At 61.7% G+C, this 23,522-nt stretch carries 20 protein-coding genes; 8 read left to right on the top strand and 12 right to left on the bottom strand.

Features of this window, described 5'->3' with window-relative positions; all coding sequences use genetic code 11:
- Nucleotides 1-3: 3 nt before the first annotated feature.
- Entirely contained in the window at nucleotides 4-1,029 is a 1,026-nt protein-coding gene (locus tag EP30_RS00100; protein WP_094662108.1) for a hypothetical protein, read from the bottom strand.
- A 335-nt stretch (nucleotides 1,030-1,364) separates the two neighbouring features.
- Here EP30_RS00100 and EP30_RS00095 point away from each other — a divergent pair, with 335 nt between their 5' ends.
- Both EP30_RS00095 and EP30_RS00090 read left to right on the top strand, forming a co-directional pair.
- Complete coding sequence (locus EP30_RS00095; protein ID WP_094662107.1) at nucleotides 1,365-2,138, top strand: ABC transporter permease; 774 nt, start codon at nucleotides 1,365-1,367, stop codon at nucleotides 2,136-2,138.
- A gap of 165 nt (nucleotides 2,139-2,303) precedes the next feature.
- Nucleotides 2,304-3,254, top strand: coding sequence for a DUF805 domain-containing protein (locus EP30_RS00090; protein WP_181160711.1), 951 nt, complete (start codon nucleotides 2,304-2,306; stop codon nucleotides 3,252-3,254).
- A gap of 227 nt (nucleotides 3,255-3,481) precedes the next feature.
- On the opposite strand, the gene EP30_RS00085 is transcribed toward EP30_RS00090, so the two are convergent.
- Both EP30_RS00085 and EP30_RS00080 read right to left on the bottom strand, forming a co-directional pair.
- On the bottom strand, nucleotides 3,482-4,354 hold the full coding sequence (locus tag EP30_RS00085) for a hypothetical protein (protein WP_140555087.1): 873 nt from the start codon (nucleotides 4,352-4,354) through the stop codon (nucleotides 3,482-3,484).
- Nucleotides 4,355-4,454: 100 nt separating this feature from the next.
- Nucleotides 4,455-5,114 (bottom strand): histidine phosphatase family protein, encoded by a 660-nt coding sequence (locus tag EP30_RS00080; protein ID WP_094662101.1) that lies wholly within the window; start codon nucleotides 5,112-5,114, stop codon nucleotides 4,455-4,457.
- 649 nt (nucleotides 5,115-5,763) lie between these two features.
- On the opposite strand from EP30_RS00080, the gene EP30_RS00075 reads away from it, so the two are divergent.
- Nucleotides 5,764-7,095: an MFS transporter gene (locus tag EP30_RS00075; protein WP_140555084.1), complete on the top strand. Its 1,332-nt coding sequence runs from the start codon at nucleotides 5,764-5,766 to the stop codon at nucleotides 7,093-7,095.
- Nucleotides 7,096-7,229: 134 nt separating this feature from the next.
- On the opposite strand, the gene EP30_RS00070 is transcribed toward EP30_RS00075, so the two are convergent.
- Nucleotides 7,230-7,787: a GtrA family protein gene (locus tag EP30_RS00070; protein ID WP_094662097.1), complete on the bottom strand. Its 558-nt coding sequence runs from the start codon at nucleotides 7,785-7,787 to the stop codon at nucleotides 7,230-7,232.
- 184 nt (nucleotides 7,788-7,971) lie between these two features.
- Here EP30_RS00070 and EP30_RS00065 point away from each other — a divergent pair, with 184 nt between their 5' ends.
- Nucleotides 7,972-8,319: a hypothetical protein gene (locus EP30_RS00065; RefSeq protein ID WP_094662095.1), complete on the top strand. Its 348-nt coding sequence runs from the start codon at nucleotides 7,972-7,974 to the stop codon at nucleotides 8,317-8,319.
- A gap of 200 nt (nucleotides 8,320-8,519) precedes the next feature.
- On the opposite strand, the gene rplI is transcribed toward EP30_RS00065, so the two are convergent.
- From rplI to rpsF, 4 genes are all read right to left on the bottom strand, one after another.
- Complete coding sequence (rplI, locus tag EP30_RS00060) at nucleotides 8,520-8,972, bottom strand: 50S ribosomal protein L9 (protein WP_094662093.1); 453 nt, start codon at nucleotides 8,970-8,972, stop codon at nucleotides 8,520-8,522.
- Between the two features lie 20 nt (nucleotides 8,973-8,992).
- A complete protein-coding gene (gene rpsR / locus EP30_RS00055; protein ID WP_043167349.1) occupies nucleotides 8,993-9,241 on the bottom strand; it encodes a 30S ribosomal protein S18 in 249 nt (82 codons plus the stop codon).
- 149 nt (nucleotides 9,242-9,390) lie between these two features.
- Nucleotides 9,391-10,053 (bottom strand): single-stranded DNA-binding protein, encoded by a 663-nt coding sequence (locus EP30_RS00050; protein WP_140555082.1) that lies wholly within the window; start codon nucleotides 10,051-10,053, stop codon nucleotides 9,391-9,393.
- Nucleotides 10,054-10,201: 148 nt separating this feature from the next.
- A complete protein-coding gene (rpsF, locus tag EP30_RS00045) occupies nucleotides 10,202-10,498 on the bottom strand; it encodes a 30S ribosomal protein S6 (RefSeq protein ID WP_094662089.1) in 297 nt (98 codons plus the stop codon).
- A gap of 459 nt (nucleotides 10,499-10,957) precedes the next feature.
- Here rpsF and EP30_RS00040 point away from each other — a divergent pair, with 459 nt between their 5' ends.
- Nucleotides 10,958-11,440 (top strand): hypothetical protein, encoded by a 483-nt coding sequence (locus tag EP30_RS00040; RefSeq protein WP_140555079.1) that lies wholly within the window; start codon nucleotides 10,958-10,960, stop codon nucleotides 11,438-11,440.
- 89 nt (nucleotides 11,441-11,529) lie between these two features.
- Here EP30_RS00040 and EP30_RS00035 read toward each other — a convergent pair whose 3' ends face one another.
- Both EP30_RS00035 and EP30_RS00030 read right to left on the bottom strand, forming a co-directional pair.
- A complete protein-coding gene (locus EP30_RS00035; RefSeq protein ID WP_140555077.1) occupies nucleotides 11,530-15,291 on the bottom strand; it encodes an AAA family ATPase in 3,762 nt (1,253 codons plus the stop codon).
- Nucleotides 15,288-17,147, bottom strand: coding sequence for an exonuclease SbcCD subunit D (locus EP30_RS00030; protein WP_140555074.1), 1,860 nt, complete (start codon nucleotides 17,145-17,147; stop codon nucleotides 15,288-15,290). The genes EP30_RS00035 and EP30_RS00030 overlap by 4 nt, the downstream gene beginning before the upstream one ends.
- A gap of 426 nt (nucleotides 17,148-17,573) precedes the next feature.
- Between EP30_RS00030 and EP30_RS00025 the strand changes: the two genes are divergently transcribed.
- Both EP30_RS00025 and EP30_RS00020 read left to right on the top strand, forming a co-directional pair.
- Nucleotides 17,574-18,353, top strand: a complete 780-nt coding sequence (locus tag EP30_RS00025; protein ID WP_140555072.1) for an SDR family oxidoreductase — start codon at nucleotides 17,574-17,576, stop codon at nucleotides 18,351-18,353.
- Between the two features lie 834 nt (nucleotides 18,354-19,187).
- Nucleotides 19,188-19,829 (top strand): SGNH/GDSL hydrolase family protein, encoded by a 642-nt coding sequence (locus tag EP30_RS00020; protein ID WP_140555070.1) that lies wholly within the window; start codon nucleotides 19,188-19,190, stop codon nucleotides 19,827-19,829.
- A gap of 497 nt (nucleotides 19,830-20,326) precedes the next feature.
- Here the strand turns inward: EP30_RS00020 and EP30_RS00015 are convergent, their stop codons facing one another.
- Nucleotides 20,327-21,049, bottom strand: a complete 723-nt coding sequence (locus EP30_RS00015) for an NUDIX hydrolase (protein ID WP_140555068.1) — start codon at nucleotides 21,047-21,049, stop codon at nucleotides 20,327-20,329.
- Between the two features lie 318 nt (nucleotides 21,050-21,367).
- Between EP30_RS00015 and rfbB the strand changes: the two genes are divergently transcribed.
- Nucleotides 21,368-22,531 carry a dTDP-glucose 4,6-dehydratase gene (rfbB, locus tag EP30_RS00010; protein ID WP_258185275.1) on the top strand — a complete coding sequence of 388 codons (1,164 nt, stop codon included), beginning with the start codon at nucleotides 21,368-21,370 and terminating at the stop codon, nucleotides 22,529-22,531.
- A gap of 21 nt (nucleotides 22,532-22,552) precedes the next feature.
- Here rfbB and EP30_RS00005 read toward each other — a convergent pair whose 3' ends face one another.
- Nucleotides 22,553-23,314, bottom strand: coding sequence for an NUDIX hydrolase (locus EP30_RS00005; RefSeq protein WP_094663928.1), 762 nt, complete (start codon nucleotides 23,312-23,314; stop codon nucleotides 22,553-22,555).
- Nucleotides 23,315-23,522 lie beyond the last annotated feature (208 nt).

Here is a 23,522-nt window from a genome sequence, read left to right as displayed (position 1 = left end):
CGGTCATCGACGCCGTGAGGATCGCGATAGGGACAGTATGCAGTCGGCGATCATGATGCTCAGCATCAGACCGGTACCGATCAGGCAAATAACGGCCGTGGAATCACCTACGGCCGATCGCTGGTCATACATGGGCCAAGTGACCGCGGTCGCGGCACCAGGACCGGGACCATACACGCATTGGACGTCGCCGGCCGCGTTCACTTGTTTCCGTATATATCGCGATCCCAGTCGTTGCGCCTGATCTTCGGCACCGTCCTCGGCACCGGTTGCCGAGGACGCTCCGACGGCATCATTCAGGGCCCGCAACACCGCTGTTTTTTCTGCAGAATCAGACACCACCGGAGACGATTCCTTGTCGATGATCGTTTCGCCCTGCCATGCGGTCAAGCAGTGATCTTCCGTCTGTATCACATGGCAATAGGCGGAAAATGTCATGAGCATCAGTATCGATACCACGGCAAAGAATACACAATGACAACCGTGACGTATTACCGCGAATGCGTGTATCCCAGAATCGGATTGCCTTTTTTGCTCTACGTTTTGCCACATGTTTTGCCATACGGAATGGCATATTATTTTGAACGCAATAAGCAGCGCAACGGCAACCACCGTCATGGAGACAACGGAGATCAGCGAAACCATTCCGCCTGTCTTCGCGGGGACGATAGTCGTCGCAGTCGCCTCAATCGACTCGCTTCCAGTGGAATACATGACGCATTCCACGGAAATCCATGGCGACGGCAATGACAACAATGCATCCGCCCCGACCAAGTCACCGATCCGTAGAGCAGTCACCCGGGCCTCTCCCCATGTCGACACCGTGACGGCACCGTCGATACCCGGTCTGGTCGAAAACGCCGATTCCCCACAAGCGTCTCGGTTGGAAATACCCAGCGCAACCAGCAACGCGGCCGCATACGCCACCATCCCCGCAATCATCGCAACAAACGAACCAACTGCACCAAACACCACGGTCTTCGTGGCCGTATTTGCGGCCGTATTTGCCGACGTATTCCTATTGTTCATGCCCCCCCCAAAAAAAGATCGATGAAATTCAATAATTATGCGTTATTTATCATATTTTTTGCAAAACACATTTCAACCTCGGCGTTGTTATTGGTTGTCATTGCAACTGTCGCTGTTACATAGGGAAGATACCAAATCACTCGTATCAACTCTCGTATCAAGTATAGAATACAGCCGGATACAGAATACGCGGAAATTGCAGCTCCATACCATGGGGCATACTGTGTAGCTGGGTTTTGAAACATTTGATTTCCGGTCGTCTGGCGCGCAGGCTCCTCACCTTACTGCTCACCGCCGTCGACCGCGTAGCGCCAGCGCGCAGGAGGCAAGGTGAAGTGAACAAGGTTCGGCATTACATTCCCACGGTTATCGCCGTGATCATTCTCATAGCGGTCTGGGAGGCGTGGTGCCGTCTGGGCAACGTCTCCCCCGTGATGATCTCGTCGCCGAGTGACATCGTGGAGGCGACCATCGACACCTGGCCGACGCTGTGGCCCGCGACCACGGTCACGCTGTACGAGGGCGTGGTCGGCTTTCTGCTGGCCGTGCTGCTCGGCGTGATGATCGGCATCGGATTCCACTGCTCGCGCATTCTCAACGCCGCGCTGTTCCCGCTGCTGGCGGCCGCGCAGACCATGCCGCTGATCACCATTGCGCCGCTGTTCATCATCTGGTTCGGATTCGAGACGTCGGGCAAGATCGTGATCGTGGCCGTGTTCGGCCTGTTCCCGATCGCCGTGCAGACCGTGCGCGGACTCGATTCGGTGCCGCAGTTCTACTCCGACGTGGCGCTCACCTGCGGCGCCACGCCCACATGGACGCTGTGGCATGTGAAACTGCGCGTGGCGGCACGACAGATCTACGGCGGCGTCCGCATTTCCGCCGCATACATCTTCGCCACGGCGGCCACGGCCGAATATCTGGGCGCGCGCAAGGGCCTCGGCATCTGGCTGCAGGCGGCGTACAACTCGTTCCGCACACCGTTGATCTTCTCCGCCACGTTCGTGATCGTGGCGCTGACCGCCGTGCTCCTGATCGTCGTGAATCTCAGCGAGCGCATACTGCTCGGACCGGCCAGCGACGACGAGAATCCCGACGCCGAGGAATAGGGAATAGACAGCGGGCAATAATCTGTCGATTCCGTCTACATTTTCACCACATAGTGTGGGAGAATGAAGACGGATCAACGAATGTGCACGGTCACGGCGCCGCCGACGATCATCCTTTCGCACGACGACGTTACGGTACGACGCGCACGTAGAGAAGGGATATCTATGACCGATCCGAACAACAACGGGTACACCCCCAACGGCAGCAACCCGTACGGTCAGGCTTCAAACTCCGGCCAGAATTATGGACAGACGGGCAACGGAGCCAACTCGTACGGCAGCCAGCAGCCGGGGTATGGTCAGCCCGCCGGCAGCCCGTACACGCAGAGCAACCCGTATGGCCAGACCAACGGCACTTCCTCCAACCCGTATGGCCAGAGCCAGCCAGCGGGGAACCCCTACGGCCAGCCCGCCGGATCGTCGAACCCGTACGCCCAGCCGGTGCAGCCGAGCTCGAACCCGTACGGTCAGACCACGAACTCGAACCCGTACGCCCAGCAGCCGGGACAGCCTGCCGCAGGATACGGCCAGCAGCCGCCGGTGGCACCGGCCGCACCCGCCGCACAGTACAGCGGTCAGGCCTCCTACAGCACCGCCGGCGAGCCGCCGCTGTGGGCACCGTGGTACGGCATCTCGTTCCCGAACGCGATCGTGCGCTTCTTCAAGAAGTACGCGGTCTTCCATGGCCGCGCCTCCCGCAGCGAGTACTGGTGGTGGTTCCTGTTCACCGTCATCATCAGCTCTGTGTTCAGTGTGCTGAACACGGCCACGGACGGTAGCTCGATCATCTCCGGTCTGGAGGGAATCTGGAACCTTGCGATTCTCGTTCCCGGCATTGCGTTGGCCATTCGTCGTCTGCACGATACGAACCGTAGCGGCTGGTGGGTCCTGCTGCCGTACGGTCTGGCTGTGGTTGGACTCATCGTCATCTTCATCGGTGGCGGCGCGGCCATTCTCACCGCCACTGGCAACGGCGGCGTCGGTGGCAGCGTGGGCAGCGTCGGTCTGTTCATCGTCGGACTCCTGCTCTGCTTGGCAGGCGGCATCGCCAGCATCGTGCTGTATGTGGGCCAGAGCGACCCGCAGGGTGCGCGATTCGATCAGCCGAACGCGTGACGGCGGCCACATCAGCGTCATTCGTCATCATCGGGCTGACGTGACAGTCTGAGCAGACGGGAACACGCCGATACACGCACGGCACACGCACTGAGGGGCGTGAATGAATCATCCATGTGGATGGATTCGTTCACGCCCCTCAGTCTGTTCAGGTCGCTACGTCCAAGCCGCCGACCGTCTCTCGCCGAGCCATTCCCGGCTGCCCAGCCACCCGGCTACATGCCCGGTTACAGCTCCACGGTCTCCTTGCTGGGATCGTCCTTGATGTGGGCGAACTTCGCGGCGAGCGCGGCCTTGCTCTTGGCCTCGTCCTCCTCGCGCGCCTTCTTCTTGGCCTCGGCTGGATCCCACAGCACGTCCTCGCGATGCTTGCGCCACTCGGCCTCGGCCGGACCTGCGAGCACGTCGATGAACTTCGCGGCGCCGTCGTTGTCCGGACCGGCGATGGCGATCTCACGCAGCTGCTTCACGGTGTCCAGATCGAGGAACACGCGCGGCACGCCCAGCCATTCGTCGAACTCGTTGAAGTACAGCACGGCGGGCAGGGTCGCCTTGAGCGCGGAGCTCTCGTCAGCGGTCTCGCCGGTGAGCGCGAGCACGTCCGCGAACGCGGCGGCACCCAGCGCGTAACGACCGGGCAGATCGGCGACGTCCAGCGCCTTGCCGGCGTCGGCAGCGGCGACGATGATCTCGCGCGCGGCGGCCACGGTGGCGTCATCCCACACGTCGCCGAGCTGGGACGCGGATTCCACGATACGCTCAACGTCGCAGTCCTCGGAGAAGTCGACGGACGTGTCGTACGCGTCGTTGGCGTTCAGCAGCGCGTCGACCAGGCTCTGCGGACGGCCGGGGATCTCGTCGGCACCCTCGTACACGTATTCGGCGTCGGGCATGGTCACGTCATCGCCGGTAAGCGCGATGGCGAACTGGCGGGTGATACGGACCTGGAAGGTTTCGGCGTATTTCACGTCGTTGTCGATCTGCACATGATCGTGCAGAGGCCACAGATCAGTCAGTTCCTTGCCGACTTCGATGGCAGCAGTGGTGGCCGGCAGCTGCTTCAGTGCGGCCACGGAAGAAATCCATGCAGTAGTGCTCATATCTTCAGTATGGTCGTGCTGACGGAGAAAACGGGACGTTTTCGTCAAGTTGGCTCACGTTCAGCCGGTTTTCGTGACCAAGATCACGTTGACGATCACATCACTGCACGCCGGCGGCCGGGTCGGCGTATGCGATGGCGAGCAGTTCGCGCGTATCCGAATCGAAGGTGAACGACGTGACCGACGCGAGCGCGGTGTGACGCTTCCACATCCAGTGCTCGGCGTTGCCGGTTTCCATGAGGTGGCGGAACGAGTAGATCGGCGATTCGTGACTGACCACGATCACCTGTTCGCCCGGATATTCGTCCACCTTCTCGTACACGAAGTCGCTCATGCGCTGGCCGATGTGCTCGTAGGTCTCGCCCCACGACGGCTTGTGCAGGTTGCGGATCAGACGCAGGTTCTCCGGACGCCACAGCGCACCGTCGCCGTGGCCAATGCGCTTGCCGCGGAATTCGTTGCCGGCCTCGATCACGCGCTCGTCGGTGGAGAGTTCGAGCGGCTGTTCGCCGCGTTCCTCACGTACGGAGTTGAGCGCCTTGAGGATCTCGCCGGCGGTTTCCCGCGTGCGGTCGAGCGGCGACGAGTAGATGGCCGCCGCATGGTTGAGTCCGGAATGGGCGGCGATGTATCGGGCCGTGGCCTGAGCCATGCGCACGCCGCGCGTGGACAGGTGGAAGTCGGGAAGGCGTTCGTACAGCACGTGGTTCGGGTTGAACACCTCGCCGTGACGGACCAGATGGATAGTGGTTGCGGGCATCGTCGATGAAGCTCCTTTTGTTCGGTTCTGCGTTCGGTTCGCGGTTTCGGATCCGTTCGTCACATGTCTGCCGACCTTGACCGAAGCGGATCGTTGGCCGAAGCGGATCGTACGGGACGGACTGTTGGACTGTCCAGTTCGGATCACCGAGACGGGCTGTCGTGGCGAACGCCATTATTGCTGGCATCCAGTCTACCCGCGTGGGAATCGGGCGGGAGACGGGAGGAAAATCGGGAGGCGAACCTCACGGGATCACAGGACAGTCGTACCGGGAACCAGACATGGAACCGCCGCGGAGACGGGCAGGAATGTCACGCAAAATTCATGTGGCTTCCGGACGAATGCTGCGTGTCGAGGTCCGGGAATGGTATAGGCTAGTCCAAGTTTGCAAGCACTAACCAAACGGTTAGTACACAGACGGCCGGGCCAACGGCAGTGCGCAAACAGCCGTAACCACCGGCTGTGCGCATATAGGCGACGCAGACGAGACGAAACGAAACGAATGCGCCGGCAGAACCAGCCAACAATAATCGAAATCATCCACACACCTGTCACGGGTGGCGGGGACCACGGCCGAAGCGGACCGCGCCCCCGGCCGACGCATCGAAGCGGCAGCCACCACGAGCAACCAAAGGAGGAGAAGCGAAGCATGTCATCATTCATCCAAGCGATCAAAGACGTCAACCATCGTGTATTCGGCGGCTATGCTGAGCTCCTTCGCATGCCACACTCCGCGCGATACGCCATCGGCTCGGTCATCGCCTGCATGCCGTTCCCCATGGTCGGCATGACCATCACCATCTCCGTGCAGACCTACTACGGCAGCTACGGACTTGCCGGCGCGCTCACCGCCGTGCAGGCCATCGCGCTCGCGATTCTCACGCCGCTGCTCGGCAAGCTCACCGACAAGTTCGGCCAGCGGCAGGTCTCCATCCCCACGATCATCCTGTGGATGATCTCGGCCATTGCGCTCGTCACGTGCATCACGCATCGCGTACCCGAATGGATCCTGTACTGCATCACGCCGTTCCTCGCGTGCATCCCACCGTGGGGTGCCATGAGCCGCGCCCGCTGGACGCATCAGCTCAAGGGGGATAGCGAGAAGATCAATCGCGCGTTGTCGCTGTCCGGCGTGTTCGACGAATGCATGTGGGTGATCGGCAACCCGCTCGCCTCCATTCTCGCCGTGATCTCCGGCGTGCTCGCGTTCTCGTTCACCGGCGTGTGCGTGCTGGTCGGCGCGCTCATGTTCCTCACCGAACTGTCCACCGAACCGCCATCGCAGACGCAGCTGGCGCGCGCAGCCGGGCTCACGCGCAAGGAGTATCGCGCCCGGGAGGCGGCACGCGCGGCGGCCATTCAGGGCGGCGACTCGGACAAGGCCAAGGATTCGATCTGGGGACCGGGTCTGATCGCCGTATGCGTCACCTGGTTCGGTCTCGGCGCGTTCCAGAGCGCCACCGCCATCTCGATCATCGCGTTCGCCAAGGAGCAGGACATGGCCCAGTTCACGGGATTCGTGTTCGCATGCTTCTCGTTCAGCTCGCTGTGCGGCGCAGTGGTGTATGGTGCGAAGAACTGGACGATCCCGCTGTGGAAGCGCTTCTACTTCTGCCTCGCGGTGGTGAACATCGGCATCAGCTGCTTCGTGTTTGCCAACCATCTGTGGGTGATCATGATCATCTACCTGCTGTGCGGCGTGTGTCAGGCACCCACGTGGATCAACGGCAATCAGATCATGCTGCATCTGGTGCCGCCGTCGCGCTTCACCGAAGGCGTGGCCTGGATGGGCGCAATGAACTCGATCGGCGCCTCATTCGGTTCCGCGGTGGCCGGTCAGTTCATCGACCGCTACGGATCGCACGGCGGATTCATGACGGTGACCGTGCTGGCGCTGGCGTCACTGGTGATCGCGTTCGTGGGCTTCAAGCAGATCAAGTCGAGCACCGAAACGCCGATCCTCGCCGAAGTGCACGTGTGATTGGGGCTTATTCGGCGCACCTTTGCGGCGAAGAAGCACGCCATATACGATTCGGTGCCTATCTGACGCGTGGATGCGTCGGACAGGCACCGAATATGCAGTTAAGGCGCTCAAGCGGCTGTAGACGGAAGTGGCTACTTCCAGCCGAACGGGGCGTGCTTGATCGACCACATGCCGAGGCGGTGCGAGAAACTCTTCTCGCGCTTGGCCTCCAGCTCCTCAGGCGTAAGCTTGTGATCGCCCGAACGCAGACGGTTCATCGCGTTGGTGTGCGTATCGTCGAGCAGCCACTTACGGATCACGAAGTTCCATACGGCAACCACAACCGTGGCAATCAGCTTGCCGATGTTCGTGTACAGCACGTACCGGCCATGATCCGTATGAATCGCGTCAGCCGGCAGCATGGACGTGGACATCCAGATGATCAGATCGTTGATCAGCAGACCGATCACCGCGGACACGACGAAAATGGTCATCTCCATCCAGCGCGCCATATCTTCGCGATGCTTGAAGACGAACTTCATACTGGCCAAATAGTTGAAAATCAACGAGATGATGAAGGAAATGGTGGCGGCCACCACGTTGGGCATATGAAGGAAGATAACCAGAAGGTTCAGAATGCCCCAGTCGATGACAAAGGCGACGACACCCACGATGCCGAATTTCATAAGCTGTTCAATCAGTTTTCTCACTCGCACTATTTAACTCAAGCGCTCTGACCTCAAGTACGGGGGCCGCAAACCCCTCCCCGATCTTTACGTTTTGATGCCGGAATCACAGAAGCGATCATTCCGGATCATAAGCGAACGCCCAGCGGGGAGACTACGCTGGAAAATGAACGACCGGTCGGCAGATGGCCGGAGAAAAGGAGCGATCATGCCCGTCATTCACACCCATGTCAGTGTCAACACCAACCGCGAGCAGCGCGAAGCCCTCAAAACCGCGTACGGCAAGGCCATCTCCGCCGTTCCCGGCAAGTCCGAAGGTTGGCTCATGTGCCCGTTCGAAGACAACATGCCGATCTACTTCGGCGGCGAGGACGGCAAGCCCGCCGCCTACGTGGAGGTGAACGTGTTCGGCAGCTCCGTGCCGCGCGAAAGTTGGGAGGAACTCACCCGTCAGATCGACGCCGCGTTGGAGGATGTTCTCGGCATCGCATCCAACCGCGTGTACATCCGGTACACGGCGACGACGGACTGGGGTTGGTCTGGTCGCAACTTCTGAGGCTGAACTCCTGGGGCACCTCGCGCTCGTACATCGCGCTCGAACGACGGCGCGAAACGCGAACCGAAAGACCTAGCAACATAACGAAAAGGGGGCTCGCAGGCGTGAAGTCTGCGAGCCCCCTTGGGCTTAAGCTCGGGTCGGTCGATCGACTGACGCCATTCCTACGCTGGCCGTGCGGCCATTCGCGCGGAATGCAATCAGGCGGCGACCACCTTGATGGTGAAGTTGGCGGCGATCTCCGGGTGGAGCTGGACCGTGGCGGCGAAATCGCCGGTGGTCTTGATGTTCTCCACGGTGATGTCCTTGGCCTCGACGGCGGTGCCCTTGGCGGACAGCTCCTGAGCGACATGCTTGGTGGAGATGGCACCGAATAGCTTGCCGGACTCAGAGACCTTGGCGGCGATCTCGATGACGGTGCCTTCGATGGCGTTCTTGGCGGCCACGGCGTCCTCGCGGGTGGCGAGAGCGGCGGCACGACGAGCGCGCTGCATCTGCTCGATCTGAGCGGCGGCACCCTTGCTCCACGCGAAGGCGAGGCCCTGCGGGATCAGGTAGTTGCGAGCGTAGCCCGGCTTCACCTCGACGACATCGCCGGAGTGGCCCAGGTTGCTAACGGTGGTGGTGAGAATAACCTTGGTATCCTTAGCCATTGCGAATCTCCTATCAGCTATCAGCGGCCGGAAGTGGCGTACGGCAGCAGAGCCATCTCGCGGGCGTTCTTGATGGCCTTGGCGAGATCACGCTGCTCCTGGACGGTGACGCCGGTGATACGGCGGGAACGGATCTTGCCGCGATCGGAGATGAACTTGCGCAGCAGAGCCACGTCCTTGTAATCGATCTCGGTAACCTTGGCAGCCTTCAGCGGATTCGGCTTCTTCTTGAACGGCTTCACCGGCGGCTGCGGCCTCTTGCGTGACATATGCACTCCTTACAAATTACGACTGATGTCTTTGACTGGTTGTCTGACTGAGTCAGACCATGTGTCTGGTGTTCGTCATGTCTGTTCGTCGCCGACAACCATGGCCCCTGCCATGCCTCGGAACGACGACGAAATGACGATGGTAAGCGTTAGAACTCCGGCTCGTCGTCTCCGCCACCGAAGTCGTTGGTGGCACCGAACGAACCATACGAACCCGAGGCGTCGGCACCGCTCGACCACGGATCGGCCGCGGGGGCCGGCGCGGACTGCGGAGCTGCGGGAGCGGCCTGAGCGGCACCGCCGCCCTGATAGCCTCCCGAGTATCCTCCGGAGTACCCGCCCTGGTAGCCTCCCTGCGAGGAAGCCGCGTTGTTGCGCGGAGCACCGGCGAATCCGCCACCTTGGCCTGCGCCCTGGTAGCCGCCGTTGCCTCCGTTGTTGTTGCGGGTCACCTGTGCGGTATTGCGCGACAGTGCGGGACCGATCTCATCCACGCGGAGCTCCACCACGGTACGGCTGCTGCCGTCGTTCGCGGTGTAGGAACGCTGGGTCAGACGGCCCTGCGCGATCACGCGCATGCCCTTGGCCAGCGACGCCTGAATGTTGGAAGCGATCGGGTTGTAGTTCGAATCCCATGCCGAGCAGCGGAGGAACAGCGCTTCGCCGTCCTCCCACTGACCCGACTGCCTGTTGTAGGTACGGGGGGTGGAGGCGATGGTGAAGTTCGCCACCGTGGCACCACTCGGGATGGTACGCAGTTCAGGATCGGCCGTGAGGTTGCCCACGACCGTGATGACGGTATCTCCTGCCATGATTCTGCCTTCCTGTCCGCCGCACCTCGGCTTCGGTCATGCGACCGTTGAGTTCGGGTTCGGCCGGGAATCGTACTGTGTCGTTCTAAGCTCTAGGTGTTCTAGACGTGGTAGACGGGGAAGTGATTTTCGGGTCAGGCCCGAAGGATCACTTGGCGTCCTTACGAAGAATCTTCGTACGGATGATGGACTCGTTGAGGTTGAGCAGACGGTCGAGCTCGGCGCTGGTGGCCGGTTCGGCGGTGTACTCGATGACAGCGTAGTTGCCTTCGGTCTTGCCGGCGATCTCGTAAGCCAGCTTGCGACGGCCCCAGTAATCGGTGCTGTCGATGGTGCCCTTCTCATCGGTGACAACCGTGAGGAACTGCTCGGTGAGCTTCTTCAGTGCTCGTTCATCCAGCTCGGGATCGGCAATGAGCATCAGTTCATACTTGTGCGCAGACATCACCCACCTCCTTCGGACTAAAGGCCATGGACGGTCCATGGCAGGAGTGTGTAAGCGCGTGCCCAAAATGGGCAACTCTCGTAATCTACACTCCCCCACGGACTTCGGCCAATAGACGTTCGACATACGGCCAGGAAACCGACAGGCGGCCGCAAATCGACCAAAAAAGACGACCAAGGCTGTAATCTTCCTTACATTTTCAGCAGATTCCCAGCCGGATCGGTTTATCTGGATATCAGTCGTTATTTCAACAGATCATGCAGAAATGTCGTTCTAACGTGACAGAGCGGCCACGAACGATGCCGATCTGCGTGGAATGATCGCAACCAAACCAGAATCACAACAGAATCCACAACACGACCACAACGGAAGTTGTGCGATGCACGCGCGACGCGGCTTGTCATTCGCGGCCACGCCACGCACAAACGAACATGGATAACGGACAAGAAGGGGGACATCATGGTATTCGGATTTCTTAAGGACGCACTGTCGAACGGCGCCGGCGATCTGGGTGCCTACGGACAGGACGCCGTTGACGGGCTGACGGGCGCGGCCGGCGATCTGGGTACGGTCGCGCAGGACGCCACGGCCGGGTTCGCCGACGTCGCCGGTGCCGGTCTGTCCGACGCAACCGCTGGTCTGGCAGATGCCGGTGCCGGTTTTGCCGATGCAGGACAGGCCGCATTGGGCGATCTGGCCGGCTCCGGACTGGGCGATGCCGCGCAGGGTGCCTGGGAGAGCGTGACCAGCGGCAACTTCAGCGGTGCGCTTGACGGCCTGGCTGCAGCCGGCAGCGATCTGGGCGGCACGCTGCAGGGTGCGACGGGCGATCTGGGCGGCACGCTCGGCGATGCCGCAGGCAACCTGTCCGGCGTGGCAGACCAGGCGCAGAGCTCGCTCGGCGACGCAGCCAGCTCGCTGTTCGGCCGCTTCTTCGGCTAAGCACCCAGACTGATCACCTAACTGGGCAACCACCCAACTGGGCAACCACCCGATCGCGTAATTCCCGCCAGCCACGCCTCGCACCCATCTCACACCGTGACGGTGATGCGGCTGGCGGAGTCCTCGTTGATGCGGGTCACGCTGATCCGCTCGGCGATCTGATCCTTGAGCTGCCCGACGTGCGAGATCACGCCGATGTCACGATGCCGACTCATCCGCCGCAGCACATCAAGCACATCGTCAAGATACTCCTCGGACAGCGTGCCGAAGCCCTCGTCGATGAACAGCGTATCCATGGAAATGCCACCGTTCTCGGCCTGAATGATGTCGGCGAGCGCCAACGCGAGCGCGAGCGACACGAAGAACGTTTCTCCGCCGGACAATGTGGTCGCTTCGCAGGTGAGATCACTGCGACGGTCGAACACCTCGATCGGCAGGCCGGTTTTGGATGTGCGCCCCTCATGCGCGCCGAGTCGCAGTTCGTATACGCCGCCTTTGATGTCGCCGAGGATCTCGTTGGCGCGGGCGAGCACGTCGCGGAAGCGTTCGGTGACGGCGTAGGTGACGAGGGAGAGGCCTTCGTTTGCGGTGCCGGTTGCAAGCGATCCCGCACGCCCTCCGGCGAGCAGGGCCATGTCGCGGATGGGTGCGAATCGGCTTGATGATTCGGACCATGTGCGGACCGCCGTTCGCAGTGTCTCCGCGGTTCGTATGCGTTCCGCGTCGAGCGTTTTGACCTGTTCCTCCGTGCGGATGGCGGCGTCGCGTTCGGATTCGGCCTGGCGTACGGATGATTCGAGAGCGCGGATGATCGCGTGCAGATGATCGGTATCGGGAAGCAATTCGAGACCGTCTGGCGAGGGCATGGAGGAGGGCGAGGACGTTGTTCCCGCGCCTGACGGCTCCCCGGTCGATACTCCAGCCGGCACTTCCGCAGTCAGCACTTCCGCGCCCGATGCGCCTAACGTCAGCCGCACGATGTCCGACTCCAGCAGCGCTTGCAACGCGGTCAGTGTGCGTTGCAGTTCGGATTGGGTCGCGTGATCGTCACGATCGAATCGTTCGACCGCGGACTGCAATCGTTGCGTTTCCCTGGCGTCGAGTTCGGCGTTCAGAGCCGCTTCGACGGTTTCGAATCCACTGTGCGACAACGCCTGATCGCGGGTCTCCTGTATTGCGGCAAGCTGTCGGTCGATCTCCTGCAGGGCGGCCGCGACCTCGCCGATCCGCTGTTCCAATGCGGTCCGCTGCGCGATATCCCGATCGATGCGCGCGACTTCACGAACCGCACGATCGCACACGGCGATGGCGTCGTTCGCGGCTCGTTCGTCGTCGGATGCGCGGGTTTCGACGGCGTCGATGCGCACGGCGAGCGCGGCCAGTTCATCAGTGGAATCGCTGGCATCATTGGAATCGCCGGAATCGCCGACGGCATCAATCACGTCATCCGAATCGGCATCGGATTCGGACAGACCGGCGGATGCCACGCACGACTCCACGGCGGCGCGAACCAATTCCAGGGCTCCAGACGCCTCGGCCTTGGCCACGTCCAACCGGCGAGCGCAGTCGTCGACCTGTTTGGCGGCATCGTGCAACGCCTGCAGCTGCGCGTTCAGCTGATCGCGCGTCTTGCCAAGTGCGCGTACTTCGTCCAATTCCTTGCGCACCTGAGCCACCGCAGCCTCGGCATCCTCGACGCTCAGCCCTTGGGACTGCTCGCTTTCCGAGGCGATGCGCGCCTTGCACAGGTCGACGGCGGCATTGGCTGCGATCACCTGCTGCGCGGCCTGACGGGCGGACTGATCGAGCTCGTTCAGACGGTTCTCGTCGGGAGCGGCGACCACATTGTCAGTGGCATCATCCGGCAGAGCAAAGGCATCCGATGGCGTGGCGGCCGGATGCGGATGATCCACGCTGCCGCACACCGGGCACGGGCACCCGTCGACGAGTTCCCCGGCCAGCCGCGCGGCCCCCGCGGCGAAAAACGCACGCCGAGCCTGCTCGTACTCGTCGTCCGCATGCCGCTGGTTCCGCAACGCCTGGTCGACGGCGGCCTGCAGTTGTTCCAGAGACGATTCCTCGGCCTGTCGTTTGCGCGCGTGATCGAGCACGGTTCGCGCAGCCTGCAAGCGGTCCTGCAGGCCGGGCTGCGCCGCCTCGCGACGAATCACATCCTCCAGTTGTTGCCGCAGATCCGACTCGCTGTGCTCTCGTTCCAACGCAGACAATGCGTCACGGGCCGCATCCGTCGCCGCGGCCTGCGATCGCGCCTGACTATCGGCACGCTCGGCCTTCTTCCACGAGGCACGGGCCGAAGCGGCACGGGATTCCAACTCCTGCGCGGCGCGCAACGCGGCTTCGGCGGCGGGTCGTCCGGCAGCCACGGCATTTGCCTTGTCACGTGATGCGGTCAACGCCTCCGCGGATTCGCATGCGGCCAATTCCTCATTGGCGGCACGCAATGCGGCATCGGTCTGCGCACGACGTTTCTGCACAGCCTCGCATTCGCGCTGCGCACGCGCCACGGGCTCCGCCGCCGCGGATTTCTGCAATCGTTCACGGATGTCGTCGACGTCGGGCCGACGCTGTTCCAGTTCGTCACGTTGACCGACCGCGGTCCGATACGCCGTGTCGGCTGCCGACAGCTGTCGCATGGCGTCGAGTTTTCGCTGCTCGTCGTCGAGTCGCGTGGACGATGCCGTTAATGCGTCGTGGCTGTGGGCGAGCAAATGCGCCGCCGCGGTTCCGGCAGCGGTCAAATGGTCGTCGAGCGCGGCTGCGATGTCCGAAGGGCTCAGGGCCGGTTCGGCCAGATCCCCGCGCTCGTCCAGGCACCAGTTCGCCTTGATAACGGAAAGGGGGTCGGGGTTGTCCTTCACAACCTCGGGTGCATTGACATCGTTGACATCCCAGGCATCCTTACCGGCATCGCGTTCATCATCATGACCATCGGCGGTTTTATCAATCGAATCCGAATCCTGATTCACAACGTTTTGGCCAGCATCACGTATCTCATCACCACGTCGTTCGATCTCTTCAGCGTTGGTGCGCGCATCGCGGACCGCACTCACCACATCACGACGTTGCGCGGCCACCTGATCGGATTGTGTTTTCCGCATCTCATCGAGCGTTTTCTGAATCGACTCGTACACGTCCGCCTCGAACAGACTCTTGACCAGCTGCGTACGTTCCTCCGGCTTGCACCGCAGAAAACTGGAAAACTGGCCCTGTGCAAGCATTACGGTCTTGGAGAACTGGTCGCGCGACAAATGCAGCAACCGCAGGATCTCCGTGCCGGTGTCGCGCGCCTGACTCGCCAGGACCTTGGCGTGATCGGCGTCGTCGGCGTACTCGAAATATCGCGTGGCGGTGCCATCAAGCGCAACCTGATCGGAATCATCCACGATCTGATTGGAACTATCGACGTCATGATCACTGCGATCATCCGACCCCCATCCGGCCGGCAGCAGCGCGGCGATCCCATCATCCACTTGCCACAGCAGACCCTTGGGATTCACCGCCGTCGTGCCTTCGCCGCGACGCTTGCGACGCTCATAGGCCGGCTCGCGGCGCACACGATAGAACGCGTCGTTGAGCTCAAAGATCAGATCCACATACGACGGCGTCTGCTCGGTGCCGAGGAATCGCGAGCGCAGACGGTCCTTGCTGGCCACGTCCGCCGACACGTCGCCGTACAGCGCGAAGCTGATGCAGTCGAGGATCGTGGATTTGCCGGCTCCGGTCTCGCCTTCGATCAGAAACATACGAGACCGGTTGAGCGCCGCGAAATCGATGGAGTATTCCTTTTCGTACGGGCCAATGCCTTGGAAACGCATGCCGATCAGTCTCATGCGCGGGCTCCTTTCCTGTTCGCTGGCGTAGCGGTTTCGACGGTCGCGGTGTCGGTTGCGACGGGCGCGGGCGCGCCGAGTGTTGTGGCTGCCGTTGACGTAGTCGTATCGGCTTTCTCATCGTCGGTGGCATGTACGCGTTCCACGGCGTCGCGCAGCACGGCGATCTCACCGTCATTCGGCTCGCGGCCCAGCGTGTAGCGAACGAACCCTGTGAGCACGTCGAGTTCGCTGCGAGTCTCGTGGAGATTGGCCATCGCGCGATCCGGTCCGCTGCCATTTGCGGAGTCGGCGGTTCCGGCGGATCGTTGCGTGATCTTGAAGTTCTTTTCCAACGCGTGCTCGTACGCGGCGTCGAGTTTCTGATACATGCCGTGCGGGTAGATGTCGGATACCACGGTGAGTGACACCCAGTCGTGGCGGTGCGATTCGGCGAGGTCGCCGAGCAGTTCCTCGGGCGAGCCGGCAAGTCGGACCAACGCAGGCTGGCCTGATTCCACGGGGATTGTGCGCAGGGACGGACGGATTGTCTGGGTCGATGAGGACACGTCAGGTTGAGTCTGCGCGGTTGGCTGAGCTTGCGAGGACGACGGGGCCGATGAAGGTGCCGCCACTGACGAAGTCGATGCGGATACGTACGGCATGTCAACGATCACCACGCTTTTCCCGTTGCCCACGACCGGCGGCGTACATGCTTCGGAGAACGAGTACGCGAGCAGGGATCCCGAATACCGTGCGAAAGGCGGAGCGGAATTTCCGCCCTTGAACATCGAGGTCTTGGAGCGCTGCGGAGCCGTGACAGACCCGATGGACTTGTGCGGCTCAATGGGTACGATGTCGGCGGGATCGCCGGACTTGGATGCATTGGGGTTCGCGACATGAGCGGCAATCGAAGTCTTCTCATTTTCTGTGTTCGTCGAATCTCGGTCATCATCGAGTCCATCAGGAACGACGGCGCTGCCGGAGGGGATACGCACCTGCTGGGCGCGGTGCAAGTGTCCGAGCGCGAGATAATCCAGACCGCTGTTCGAGAACACCGCGGCCGGCACGCTGTCCACGCCGCCGATGGTGATGTTGCGCTCCGAATCGCTGGGAGCCGCGCCCGAAACGAAGGCATGGGCCATGAGCACCGCGTGGAATGATGCGCCTTCGGCTTCTGCCTGCTGCCGGCGACGGTTCAGATCCATGCGGATCAATCGCATTGCGGCGGTCATCACGCCCTCATGCGAGCGCGGGATTCGCAGGCGTGGGGTGACGCCATCCATCGTCTCCGGATTATCCCCAGAGTTGCGCGGGTTGTCCCCATCCTCTCGTCCCACATGCTCGACTTCCTCCTGAGACACAGCGCAGGAATCCAGCTGGACGAAATCCTCGGCGTTCTCGTACTCCAGCAGTTTCTCCAGCGCGGGCCGCGCCACGTCCGGGTCCAGATACGGCAGCGCGTACACGGCCAGCCGATCTTCCCGGCCGTCCGCTCCCCCACGTGTCACGATCACCGGGTCCGCAATCTGCGCGATCTCGCAGCGCAGGTGCAGATTCGGGCGCATCATTCGCGCCCCAAACCCGAGTTTGCGCGCGGAATCATGGTTTCCGGGTGTCACGATCACATCCACTGCCGGGCGTCCCTCATCGCCAATGATCGAGGTCAGACGTGTCAGCGCATCATCCAGAAGATCAACCGACGCGGCGGATGGCATCGGCGAATCGTATACGTCGCCGGACACACACACCACGTCCACATGCTCACGTTGCACGGTGTCGATCAGCCAGTCGAGCGCCCGACGCTGGTATTCGACAAGGTCAACCCCTTTGAAGCGCCGGCCGATATGCCAATCCGAAGTATGGAGAATCCTCATATGACCCAGAGTAGCCGTCGGCAAGTAGCCTCGCCAGCGTGAGAACTCGGCATGATGCAAAAGCAACCGCACGACATCCAATCGTGAGATTGTGCAGCGATGCCGCGCGGCGCTCTTTCATCGTACGACAAAAAACGTTGATTTCTACGTAGTTTTTCAAAAATTAACGTAGTTACACGGAGAGTCGTGGGCATCGACATGTAATCGAAGGAATTGGACGCATAGGGCACATCGGCACACGCCAGAACGGCCCGGCCCCTCATTCGAGGGCGCTCCGGCGACACTGACCGCGTCGTCAATGCGGGTCCCATTGATTGGGATTAGGCGCATTCACTGCAACGGGGATATCGGCATCGCAACCTCGCAACACTAGAATCGGAAGCGAATGCAACCCCCGCAAAGGAACTCTTGCCGAAGGAGACCGCAATGACACAGGAATCCGAACTCACCAACGCAACCAACACCGCACGCACCGCCGTGGTGACGGGCGCGTCCAGCGGCATCGGCGCCGCAACGGTCCGCAAGCTCACCGCCGAAGGATGGACGGTGTTCGCGCTCGCCCGCCGCGAAAGCAAGCTCAACGCGCTCGCCTCAGAAACCGGCTGCACGCCGATCGCCACCGACATCACCGACGAGGAATCCACACAGTCCGCGGTCGACCGGATTCTGGCGGCGGGACCGGTGAAGGCGCTGGTCAACTGCGCGGGCGGTGCGATCGGCAAGGATCCGGTCGCCACGGCGAATCTGGACGATTGGCGTGCCATGTATGAGCTCAATGTGCTCGGGACGTTGCGCATCACGCAGAAGCTGTTGCCCGCGCTTAAGGAGTCGTCCGGCAGCGTGCTGGTGATCTCCTCCACTGCGGGCATCGAACCGTATGAGGGCGGAGCCGGCTATTGCGCGTCGAAGTTCGCGGAACGGGTGATGGCTCGTGTGCTGCGTCTGGAGCTGATCGGCGAGCCCGTGCGTGTGATCGATATCGCGCCGGGCATGGTGTACACCGACGAGTTCTCCGTCAAGCGCTTCCACGGCGATGAGGCCAAGGCCGCGGCGGTATATGCAGGCGTGCCTGATCCGCTCACGGCCGAGGACATCGCCGAATGCGTGCGCTGGGCGCTTGAGCAGCCCGACACCGTGGACGTGGACCAGATCGTGGTGCGGCCGCGCGCCGAAGGCTCCTACACCAAGGTCTACCGCCAGCAGTGAGGAGGGCGACGCCGAGCTAGGGCGGCCTGCAATAACTCGTCCGGCGGCGGCCCGAGTCCAGGATAGGGTCTGGGTTGCCGCCGGACGAGTTCGATCCGGACGCCCGCAGATCCTGTTCCTCACGCCGGTCGGCGGATAGGCCTCCGAAAGTTCTGTTCGGACATTCAAATCTGTTGCACATCACACGCCCGATGCCTCGTCCCAAGAACTCATGAACCGCCACGCAGAACACAACATGCCCCCGGTCTCTGGCCCGAATCGGACCGGACCACTCAATGCCCCCTGCCCCATTTTCTTTTCCCGGCGAAGCTCTCGCCCACGGCTCTAATTTCCTCAGCTTTACCTACATACAAATCCTATGTGCCCTTCGCCAGGCAGATAGAGACCGCCGCAGACATCTAACCACGCCTCGCTGGGCACTCGGCAAAATACACCATTCACGACAATGCCCGAAAATCGGGGTGCCCTGGATAGGTTTGAGCATATAGATATCCATGTTTGCTCATACTCGGATAGGTCTACGTTGGGGAAGACCTACCGAAGCATGGTTAGATGTCAGCAGGAGGCCATATCTGCCCAGCGAAGCCGGGTTAGGCAAATCGGTGGAATCTAGATAGGATCAGACCAGTCCAGACGGAATGAGACGGGGCTCAGCCGTGGCATTGATGAAGCTCAAGCCAGCATCAAACGAAAATGATTCTGCTGAAGCTCAAGCCGAATCATCCGTCACACGCCCTACGCTCCTCCCCAAGCCCAAACCCAAATAAGATCCGAACCCGGCCCAAACACGGGCAACAGCGGCAGATCCACTTGCCGGCCAGTACAGTGTGAAGCATGAAGAACCTACTTTGCTTCGGCGACTCCAACACGTTCGGCACCAATCCCGCCCAGCCAGGCACCCGCCACCCGTTCGGCGTGCGTTGGACCGGTCGACTCGCCACCATGCTCAACCCGGAATGGCGCGTGATCGAAGAAGGTATGGGCGGCAGGACCACGGTGTTCGACAATCCACTGGAGCCGCAACGCGCCGGCATTCAGGCCCTGCCGATCGTGCTGCAATCTCATCGTCCGCTCGATTGCGCGATCGTCAGCCTCGGTACGAATGATCTCAAAGAGATCTTCCACGCGTCGCCGCGCACCATCGCCGCCGCAGCCGAACAGGTATGCGCTGCAATCCGCGACTATCCGTATGGCGGCTGCGGTCCGGCCCCGAAGATCCTGCTTGTGTCGCCGATCGCCGTGAAGCCGGGAATCTCCCGCAGTCCGTACGTCGGCTTCGATGAAGATGCCGTGGAACGCTCGCATCGTCTGGCACCGTTCTATCGCGAGGTCGCGGAACGGAATGACTGGATGTTCCTCGACGCCGCCACCGTGGCCGAAGCCAGCGACGTCGACAAGCTGCACATGGACCCCGAGAACCACGCCCGCCTGGCCGACGCCATCGCCGACATCCTGCGCATCGAATTCACGGACTGATCGCGCGAGTTTTCACAAGGATACTGCCGCCGTTCTTTCGCGAGTGTGAGCCCCCGTTAGTGTGAGCTCACACTAACGTCCCACACCCTCAAAACGTTGAAATTTCAACACCCATATTTTTTAGTGTGATCACACTAAGGAATACGGGTGCTCAGTATGTGGGCAAAGATTTAAGTGATGAGATGCGGTGATGGATAGCCCGAGCAGCGGAGTTCGATAGTTGACGTTTGGCTCCGGACCTACGGACCAACAAATAGATGAGGTTCAACGTCAACGAGCGGCTGGGCAGCCGACACCGGAGGACGACCGACGGACATGGTCAGGCAGGTTCCACATTCCGCCCGCCCTCACCGTCGCGTCCTCGTCGGGCATCGACGGTCAGGCAGGTTCCACATTCCGCGTGCCCCCTGTCCGACGACCACCCTGCCCAGCCCAGCCGACCGCCCAGCCAGCCGGCCCGACCACCCCGTCTGGCCAGCCGACCGGACCACGCACCTTTAGCGGCGGATCTTCCAGATCAGGTAGGCGGCGAGCGTGATGCCGTCCATGATGTTGCCCTCGACGATCATCGTGTCGATCTCCTCAGGCGTGAGCCATGCGAGACGGGAATCGGTGTCATCGGCATCGGCGCGGAAGGGATCATCGACCGCCCGCACCGGCTGCGCACCCTGCGCGCCATCGGCAGCAGCCTCAGCCCCCGCCTGAATCTCCTCGTCGCTCACCTTCGCCTCAACCACGGCCACGGAGTCACGCAGCTTGCACGTATCAGCGTGGATCATCTGCAGCAGGCGACGCCCGTCCGTACCAACGCCGGCTTCGGCGAACAGCTCGCGCTCGGCAGTGGCACCGGAAACCTCACCTGGCACGCCCATGCTGCGCGGGAACTCCCATTCGAACGAATCAGTGGCGATACGCCAATGCCGCACCAGCAGCAGACGACCGTCCGAACGCACGGGAATGCACACCGCGCTCGGCTGCCCGCCACGCACCTGTGCGAACAGGACGGAATGCGTCCGGGGCGCGCCATCGCCCTCGCGCTCACCCTCACCATCGCCGTCACCCGACTCTCCATCCACGCTCACATCCGTCTGGAACACGGTGAACTGGGATTCGTCATCCCCCTGGAACACGACCTTCTCGTCGTGCACGATCATCTGTGATTCCAGTCCGGAGCGAATAGCCGTCATGGCATCGTCCGCACCGCCGTTGACCTCGGTCATGGTAACCTCCGTTGACACTTGACCTTCTCGATCTCTCTGATCGATCTTCCGATCCTCGCGAGCCGGGCACCTTCACAGGAGCCCGCCGCATCCCCCGAAATCGGACGTATAGTGCCCAATATACCCTCGTATCCCCTGACGTGATCGTTCCGGTAACCAACGATGCCATATATTGTCTCGATGTCTCAGCCTCAACGTCTCAACGCACGATTTCCGATGGACGATGCAGCAGTCTCGCCGATGCCGCCCCCATCCCAGCCCCATCGCCCGCACCACACTCATCCCTCACCCGGCACCCATCGCACCCCAACGAATATCATGGACCTCATGGCTATGGCTCCCACGCACACACCCCACAATCTGCTGATCACCGGCGGCGCAGGCTTCATCGGCGCGAACTTCGCGCATTGGACCGCCGCCCATCATCCGGACGCGCACATGGTGGTGCTCGACGCGCTCACCTACGCCGGCAATCGCGCCAGCCTCAACGGCATCGATCCGAACCAGCTCACGTTCATCCACGGCGACATCTGCGACCGTCCGCTCGTCGAACGCATCCTGCACGATCACGACATCGACACGGTGGTGCATTTCGCCGCGGAATCGCACAACGACAATTCGATCCTCGACGCATCACCCTTCCTCACCACCAATGTGACCGGCACGTACACGTTGCTCGAAGCGGTGCGCCACGAACGGGATGAACGGAACGCGCACTGTGCGTGCAGCGGCCTAGGATGCGGCCCAGAACCATACGACGAGCGTCACAACCCCAACAGCGCCCACACCGCTAACACCACCAACAGCCCCCACACCCACGACATCCGCTTCCACCACATCTCCACCGACGAGGTGTACGGTGACCTCGCCCTCGACGAACCGCGCAAGTTCACGGAGGCCACGGCATACAACCCGTCGAGCCCGTATTCGGCGTCGAAGGCGGCAAGCGATCATCTGGTTCGCGCGTGGCACCGCACGTATGGATTGGCGACGACGATCTCGAATTGTTCGAACAATTACGGCGCGTATCAGCATGTGGAGAAGTTCATTCCGCGGCAGATCACGAACATCCTCGCCGGGATTCGCCCGAAGCTGTATGGTCAGGGACTGGCCGTGCGCGATTGGATTCATGTGGATGATCATTGCGATGCCGTGTGGCGGATCCTCACGCATGGTCGGGTTGGCGAGACGTACCTGATCGGCGCTGACGGCGAGCGCAGCAACATCGATGTGCTGCGCATGATTCTGCAACGGATGGGCCTGCCGGAGGATGCGTTTGATCATGTGAACGATCGGCCGGGTGGTGATCGCCGATATGCAATCGATGCGTCGAAGATCATGCGGGAGTTGGGCTGGCGACCGCAGCACGCGGATTTTGTGCGGGGTCTGGATGAGACGATCGAGTGGTATCGCTCGCATGAGGAGTGGTGGCGCCCCGCGAAGGCCGCCACCGAGGAGAAGTATCGACGTCAGGGGCACTGAGACGCCGCACTGCGGCGGCGATTACTCCTCTTCTACGGCTTCATCCGCTTCGCGGCGGGTCTTCCAGATCAGATAGGAGGCGAGCGTGATGCCGTCCATGATGTTGCCTTCTGCGATCATGGTGTCGATTTCTTCGGGGGTGAGCCATGCGAGGGTGGCTCCATCGAGGTCGTCCAGGCCGGCGAGGCTGCCGTCGGCGAGTACGCCCGCTTCGTCAAGCGATTCGGAGTCCACGGCGAGCTCGACCACGGCGATGGAATCGCGCAGCTTGCAGGTGTCGGCATGCATCATCTGGAGCAGGCGGCGCGACGTGGCCTTCACGCCGGCTTCGGTTTCCAGTTCGCGTTCCGCGGTGGCGCCGGAGACTTCGCCGGGAGCGCCCATGCTGCGCGGGAACTCCCATTCGAACGAATCGGTGGCGATGCGCCAGTGGCGGGCGAGCAGCAGACGACCGTCATGCACGGCGATGCACACGGCACCGGGCTGTCCGCCGTTGACCTGCGCGAAGAAGATGGGATGCACCCGTCGCTTGCCCTCGGCATCGCGATCCACATCGGATTCAACGGACTCCGCATCGAGTTTGGCCTCTTCATCAAGCTCGGACTTCGTATCGATAAGGCCGGCCGCATTGCCGTCTTCGACGTTGCCCAGGCTCACGTTGGCCTGAATCACGGTGAAATGGGCCTCATCGTCGCCCTGGAACACAACCTGCTCGTCGTGCACGATCAGATTCGATTCGAGTCCGGTACGGATGGCAGCCACGGTGCCGTTGACGTCGGTCATAAGTCCTCCACGTTATGCGAGAATGTAGTCATTGTGTGTCAGACTACTCCGCAAACGGCGGAATTTCAGTAATTCTCGGGAATCTCAAGCTCTTTTGAACGGTAATATTCGAAATTTTGGACGCGATGTGCGAGTGAACACGGGAAGCGAACATTGCCTCACGAGAAATGTTCGGTTTTGGGGGCTCGTATAGGGGGCGTCTTCCCCC

Source organism: Bifidobacterium sp. UTCIF-39, assembly GCF_006408715.1.
In the GTDB taxonomy this organism is placed as follows: domain Bacteria; phylum Actinomycetota; class Actinomycetes; order Actinomycetales; family Bifidobacteriaceae; genus Galliscardovia; species Galliscardovia tissieri.
Note: the sequence above shows the minus strand (reverse complement) of the source record. Positions and strands in the feature narration are given on the sequence as shown.